8 protein-coding genes are annotated in these 6828 nt (G+C 40.8%); 6 read left to right on the top strand and 2 right to left on the bottom strand.

Features of this window, described 5'->3' with window-relative positions:
* Nucleotides 1–110 precede the first annotated feature (110 nt).
* Nucleotides 111–857 (top strand): tRNA lysidine(34) synthetase, encoded by a 747-nt coding sequence (locus WHS63_RS11495; protein ID WP_445205229.1) that lies wholly within the window; start codon nt 111–113, stop codon nt 855–857.
* Here the strand turns inward: WHS63_RS11495 and WHS63_RS11490 are convergent, their stop codons facing one another.
* Nucleotides 858–2297 (bottom strand): TrkH family potassium uptake protein, encoded by a 1440-nt coding sequence (locus WHS63_RS11490; RefSeq protein WP_445205228.1) that lies wholly within the window; start codon nt 2295–2297, stop codon nt 858–860.
* A complete protein-coding gene (locus WHS63_RS11485) occupies nt 2294–3055 on the bottom strand; it encodes a HAMP domain-containing protein (RefSeq protein WP_445205227.1) in 762 nt (253 codons plus the stop codon). Before WHS63_RS11485 ends, WHS63_RS11490 begins: the two co-directional genes overlap by 4 nt.
* 333 nt (nt 3056–3388) lie before the next feature.
* On the opposite strand from WHS63_RS11485, the gene WHS63_RS11480 reads away from it, so the two are divergent.
* The 5 genes from WHS63_RS11480 (at nt 3389) to speB (ending at nt 6792) form a co-directional block, all read left to right on the top strand.
* Entirely contained in the window at nt 3389–3961 is a 573-nt protein-coding gene (locus tag WHS63_RS11480) for an RNA polymerase sigma factor (RefSeq protein WP_445205226.1), read from the top strand.
* Between the two features lie 64 nt (nt 3962–4025).
* The gene (locus WHS63_RS11475; protein WP_445205225.1) at nt 4026–4475 is read left to right on the top strand and encodes an anti-sigma factor family protein; all 450 of its coding nucleotides are present in this window, start codon (nt 4026–4028) and stop codon (nt 4473–4475) included.
* A 3-nt stretch (nt 4476–4478) separates the two neighbouring features.
* Entirely contained in the window at nt 4479–5027 is a 549-nt protein-coding gene (locus WHS63_RS11470) for a Spy/CpxP family protein refolding chaperone (protein WP_445205224.1), read from the top strand.
* A gap of 31 nt (nt 5028–5058) precedes the next feature.
* On the top strand, nt 5059–5556 hold the full coding sequence (locus WHS63_RS11465) for a Spy/CpxP family protein refolding chaperone (protein WP_445205223.1): 498 nt from the start codon (nt 5059–5061) through the stop codon (nt 5554–5556).
* A gap of 381 nt (nt 5557–5937) precedes the next feature.
* Nucleotides 5938–6792 carry an agmatinase gene (gene speB, locus WHS63_RS11460; RefSeq protein WP_445205222.1) on the top strand — a complete coding sequence of 285 codons (855 nt, stop codon included), beginning with the start codon at nt 5938–5940 and terminating at the stop codon, nt 6790–6792.
* Nucleotides 6793–6828 lie beyond the last annotated feature (36 nt).

Here is a 6828-nt window from a genome sequence, read left to right as displayed (position 1 = left end):
TTGATTACTTTTGAACCCTAACCACCTGATTAACAATTAGGCATTTTTTGATTTTAAATTATTTTGGACAGCTGTGACGAAAAATTAACTTTGCCAAGTTTTTTGTGGTTATGGCAAGCGGATACATTATAAAAAAACTTCAAGGTAAAGTTAATCAGGCCATTTACGGCTATAATCTAATTGACCAAGGCGATAAAATCATGGTTGGTTTATCGGGTGGGAAGGATAGCTACGCTCTGCTGGACTTACTGGTAAACCGTCGGAAAGTTCTTCCCATCAGTTTTGAGCTTCACGCCTGCCACGTTCAGGCTACCGATATGACCTACCGCGCCGATATTGCATTCATGGAGCAATACTGTGCCCAAAACAACGTGAAATTTCACTTGCGTCAAATCAGTGTAGAGTACAACCCAAACGATAGGAAACCTGCATGCTTTATTTGCAGCTGGAAACGACGGAAAATGCTATTCACAACTACCCGCGAGGCCGGTTGTAATAAGCTGGCACTGGGGCATCACCTGGACGATGCCATTGAAACCTTACTCCTCAACATGATTAATCACTCATCAATAAGTTCTATTCCCCCTAAGCTCTCAATGTTTAACGGCGAGGTTTTCCTAATCCGACCCTTAACCACATGCCTGGATAAGGAGTTGGAAAAGTATAGCCAGCTTATGGGTTTTCCATCGGAAAAGGAACTTTGCCAGTTCGATAAGGATACGCACCGTAATACTGTCCGTGAGTTAATCCAACATATGGAACAGATAAACCGCGATGCCCGCGAAAACATTTACCGTTCCATGCAAAACATCTTCGAAGAGTATATTGTTCCCAAGCCCCGTAAAAAGGGAAACTAGCTATCGCCACGACTTAACCATGAACAGGAGCAGCAAACCAAAAATTTCCAAACGGCCAAGCAGCATATCGAACGAAAGGACAAGCAGAGCCGAATCGGATAGCATTGAGTAATTTGACATTGACCCAACCAATCCAAAGCCAGGGCCGGCATTTCCCATACAAGCAGCAGTAGCTGAAAGCGATGTTAAACTATCGTATCCTAAACCGGTAAGAATTAGAGTGCTAACGAATAAAACCAAAATATAGAAAACAATAAACTGAACCACAGAATTTACAATCTCATCGTTTATCACGCTCTTTCCTATCCGAACTGGAATAACAGCCTGTGGGTGCTGAATTTTTAGGATTTGACTTTTCAGCGCCTGGAAAAAGATTACCACCCTATCGAGCTTCATACCTCCGGCTGTTGAACCAGCACAAGCGCATTGAATGGTGAAGAATATTATGATTAGTATTGAAAATGGTGGCCAAATTGATGAATCGGCATTGGCAAAACCTGTTGTGGTCGATAACGATACAACTTGGAATGCTGCATACCTTATGCTCTCACCCCATGTAGGGTATATTTTACCATGCAGGTTAATTGATACCAATGCTACACCTATGATAGTAATCCAAAAGTAGTACTTAACAATTGGGGAATTAAAAATATTGTTCTTTTTTAGGGTAATTGTGGAATACAGTAACCCAAAATGAATTCCCGATAAGAACATGAACACTATAATGATGATATCAATTGGAACACTATTGAAATAGGCTACACTATTGTTTTTTGTTGAAAAACCTCCTGTTGCTACAGTGGCAAATGCATGGTTTACCGCATCGAACAATCCCATTCCAAACATTCTGAGCAGTATAACCTGGGTAACGGTTAGCCCTAAGTAAACCACCAGGATTACATTCAGCATTTTTCGGGTTCTGTACCTAAAGTTTTCCTGCGCCAGCGGCGAAATCTCCATTTTTGAAAGGGTCATCTGGGCTTTACCTAACGATGGTAGAATGATTAGCACAAATACAACTATTCCTATACCACCCACCCAGTGCATGGATGAGCGCCAGAACAGAATTCCTTTTGGTAGCGCCTCAACATTGGTTAGAATTGATGCACCTGTTGTGGTATAACCGGAAACACTCTCGAATAAAGCCTTAACAAAGGTAAACTCGCCACCATAAAGCAGTAGCGGTAAGGAACCAATAAAGCACGATAAAATCCAGCTAAGAACCACAACCAGGTAACCCTCCTTGTTTGAAAGGTCAGTAGCCTTAGGGACAAAAACCAAAGGGAATACTCCCCAAAGCAGAGTTATTAGAAAGCTGAAAAGCAAGGGCAATTGCCCAGCATCCTTATTATACAACGATATCAAAAACGATACAAAGATAAATGCTGCATTAAATAGCATTACCATTCCAATGTATCGGATTATCACATGTGGTCTCATTCTGTCTTCTTTTGAATGCTCTTGGTAAGAATTAGATCCTTAACCGACTCGTTAAGCTCAAACATCTCATCGCGGGTTTCTATTGTTACATCGTACTGTCTTCTGTACTTTGTAAAATTCTGAATCCCTTTTGTAATTCTTTTTATTGGGCTTAACAGGTAGTATGAAATCATGTAGTTGAAAATTATAGTAAAAATAACGCTGGTAATAACAATTATGAGTCCGGGTAAAATGGTCCTGTAAGGGCTTTTTTCCAGTACAGAAACCGTTTGGTTCAGGTTTTGCTGGTTGAGGGTTAATAACTCCTCCACATTGCGTCGCACTTCTTCAAGTGCAGGATTAACATCGGTTAGATATTTTTGAAGGCTTGGCGATGGTTCATTAATAAACTCTTCAGCCTTAGCTTTGAACTTTGAGAATGCCAAAGCAATTGAATCAACTGTGCCTGCCTCGCCAGGTATGGTCAGGTTGTTCGATGCCTTTAGCAGATTATCGTTGAATGTTGACACCGCATTATCAAAAAGGGAATTTGCCTTTTCCTTTTCGCCTTGTATGGATAACATAACAGCCCTTTCCTGGAGGCTTAAGCTAAAGTTCATCTGCTTTGAGAAATCGATACTCCGGTAGTTGTCCATAAGAAGCCTATTGACCTGATTTCCCAGCTTGGTAAGCTCATAAATGGATATTAACCCTGAAATAACCAGCATTATACCAAGTATGGCAAAGCCAGTTATTATCTTGTAACGAATTTTGAACATGGTTTCAGCGTATTATTGTCCTTTATACAGTATCACATCAGCAAATTCTGACAATTTAAAAATATATGCAAATGTATAACTAAAGCTCAATAGCTATTCACCAAATACGAACTAAATGTTCAGTTCACACAACTATTCGGGAAAGATAAACACATTTTGTAATATCAAAATCTGCAAATCCAAGTATTTACAGCATGACGTTAAAAAAAAGTTAATGCTAGACAACATGTAGATTTTCTAGTCCAGCATCAACCTACGATGACATATAATCATAATATCCTGCGCAAGTTTTTTGTAACTTGGTTGTCTATTCATGAAACAGTTTTCCATTCCATGGACGAGAAAGAGTTAGTTCAACAAGTTATTCAACATAATAATCATGAAGCCTTTAGCATTTTAGTTGAAAGGTACAAAAAAATGGTTATTACCACCTGTATGGGCTTTTTAGGTAACTTTCACGATGCCGAAGATATTGCACAAGATGTGTTTGTTGAGCTATACGAGTCGTTGCCTGAATTCCGAAACGAGTCAAAACTCTCCACCTGGCTTTACCGAATAGCAGTAAACAAATCGCTTAACTTTTTAAGGCGTAAAAAAAGGGAAACATTCTTACAAAACTTTTTAGGAAACAGGACAAAAGATAGTGCTGGACAAACAATTGACGAAATTATTGGGAAACAGCATTCTGATAGTAACATTGAATTGAGAGAACAGCATAAACAGCTTCGGCAAGCAATGGGCATGCTACCTGAAAATCAGCGAATTGCTTTGGTACTTAGTACATACCATGAACTTTCGTACAAAGAGATTGCAGAAGTAATGGAGACTTCGGTCTCGTCGGTTGAGTCGCTTTTATTCAGGGCTAAAAATAACCTGCGCAAGATAATGGTTAAAACTAAACCCTAAAAAAAGAAAAAGGGTAACGCAAGTTTTAAGATATAAAGTTGTCAAACTAAAAAAACAAATAAAAATGAGGTGCAAAGAAGTAAATAGTCTAATGGAGGGTTACCTTAAAGGCCAACTTGATGGTAATACTCAACTTAGAGTAGAGGAGCATTTAGGCGCTTGCACCAAGTGTCAGCACAATTTTGTAATCCACAAATCACTAAAAGAACTTGCAAACGAAGAGGCTTCAGGATACACCGATAATCCATTCTTCGCAAGCAGGGTAATTAGCAGGATTGAGGCTCGCAAAATTCCTAGCCATATTGATTTCAGAACACGTTTAATTGGATATGCTGCTGTGGCAGCCGCATTGGCAATTGGGTTATTCATTGGAAACCAACTTGGAACACTGGGAAGTAAAGTTATTTCAACCAATACCAATGCCGAAATGCTTGCCGAGGATTACATTCCATCTGGAACCGAAACTATATATGAGTACGACTTTGAAGAGCTTCAAAATCTTAATGAAAAATAAATCATGAACTACTTTACCAGAACACGAGTGCTTGTAGCAATAATTGTAGTACTAGGAGTAACCTTACTGGCTACAATAGGCACAATGGTTTACGGCTACTACAAACAAAAACAATTTGCTGATAATGTAGCCCGTAACCCGCAGGAACGAATGGAACAGCAAGCCAAGTTTTTACGCGATAGGCTAAATCTTACACCCAGTCAGGAGGATATTTTCAGAAAATCTCGCGACGAGTTCCATGAAAAGACAGTTGATATTAACAGAAAGCTTCAAAGGGTTTCAATTGAAATTATCAATGAGCTTTCGTCGCCTGAACCGGATTTAAAACTTATCGATTCACTGGTTGAACAGTATGGCGAACTCCATAAGGCTGAAAAAAAGGTTATGATTGACCACCTGATGGAGATCAAGAGTGCATGTACTCCTGAACAGTTCCAAAAATTTCAAAGAATTGTGGAGCATTCGCAACGCCGAATGATGCAACGACATCGACAAAGATTTCAAAACGAACGCATGCGTAGGGGCGATTCTATTCCACCCCGAATTCAATAAAACTGACGTTTAACTATTAAAATTTAAAGCAATGAAGCGTATTGGAAACATTATGATGGTAGTGCTACTTTTAGTATCTACAATGGGCATGGCTCAAGGGCCAAGATTCCGAGGTGGCGATGGAAATACCATGCAAACAGCTGGAAAAGGTTACTGCTACCTAAACCTAACCCCTGAGCAGGAGCAAAAAATTAACGACCTTCGGGTTAAACACCTAAAAGAAATAACTCCGCTCCGTAACGAGCTTAGCGAAAAGCAAGCGCATTTGAGAACACTTGAATCGGCTGATAAACCCGATATGGCAGCCATTAACAAAACAATCGATGAGATTACCTCAATCAAAGCAAAGCTTATGAAAGCACGTGTAGCTCACAGGGCTGAGGTTTCGCAACTATTAACCGATGAACAACGTGTCCTGTTTAACGCACGTGGCCAGAAAGGCAAGGGCATGAGAGGATATCGCGGTAATATGCGCGGTGGTTACGGAATGGGGATGGGGATGGGCTTAGGACCATGCATGGGTAACTAGCCAATGGGGTTCTAACCTCCTAACAAAAAAGGCACTCATAAAGGGTGCTTTTTTTGTTGTTCGTGAAAACTACCTCACACCTCCCCCCTGAGAGGGAATGGAGGGGGAAAAGCAAACATGGGCATAAAAGCCTAACCCTCGAAATGGATTACCCTTACTATAAATATTGTGCCCCTACGGGGCTACCCACCTCAAACTTGAAAGAGATTCCTCGCATATGCTCGGAATGACAAATCCCCTGGCTTCCTTAGTACGTTTGTCATGCTGAGCTAAGTCGAAGCTTCTCTTTGTACCTTCTACACATTTTTAATGAGATTCCATTACCTAAACTAAAATTGTTTTTTTTTAGTATTTTTGCGGGAAATTTGAAAGCATATACCTATGATTCACTACGGCGATTTACCTAAACCCTACTGTGAATTTGAAACCTCAAAAGTGGCTATTGTTCCAGTACCCTACGATGGAACCAGCACATGGATTAAGGGTGCCGACAAAGGGCCCAAGGCCCTGCTCGATGCCTCGGCCAATATGGAAATATACGATATTGAAACCGATACCGAGGTTTACAAGATAGGTATTTATACCGATAAGCCAATAACAGAGGATAGCTCACCCGAGGCAATGGTTGAAGCGGTCAATGAGCGCACGCTCAACCTCATTGATAAAGGTAAATTTACAGTAATTATAGGTGGTGAACACAGTGTAAGCATTGGAACCATACAGGCTCATGCCCAGAAATACAAAAACCTTTCAGTGCTTCAAATTGATGCCCATACCGACCTGCGCGATTCCTACGAGGGAAGCAAAAACAATCACGCTTGCGTTATGGCTCGGGCAAAGGAACTTTGCCCAATTGTTCAGGTAGGTATTCGCAGTATGGACTCAGGCGAAAAAGCCAACCTTGACCCCAACCGGGTGTTCTGGGCTCACAAAATAGTGAACTGCGACAACTGGATGGACCAGGCTATCGATTTGCTAACAGATAATGTTTACCTAACCATCGACCTCGACGGTTTTGACCCCTCCATATTGCCAAGTACAGGAACTCCTGAGCCCGGTGGGCTTATGTGGTACCCTACCCTCAAATTCTTAAGAAAGGTTATTGAAAAACGCAACCTGGTAGGGTTCGACATCGTTGAGCTATGTCCCAACACCGACGATAAAGCATCGGATTTTCTGGCGGCCAAACTTCTTTACAAAACACTAACCTACAAGTTTCTGAACCAGCTTAAGTAGTAAAAGCAAATATCAACCTAAACTTAAAAAACCTAA

The sequence above is a fragment of the Tenuifilum sp. genome (genome assembly GCF_037481895.1).
Classification (GTDB): Bacteria; Bacteroidota; Bacteroidia; order Bacteroidales; family Tenuifilaceae; genus Tenuifilum; species Tenuifilum osseticum.
The sequence above is the reverse complement of the archived record's forward strand: the minus strand, read 5'-3'. Positions and strand labels throughout refer to the sequence as shown.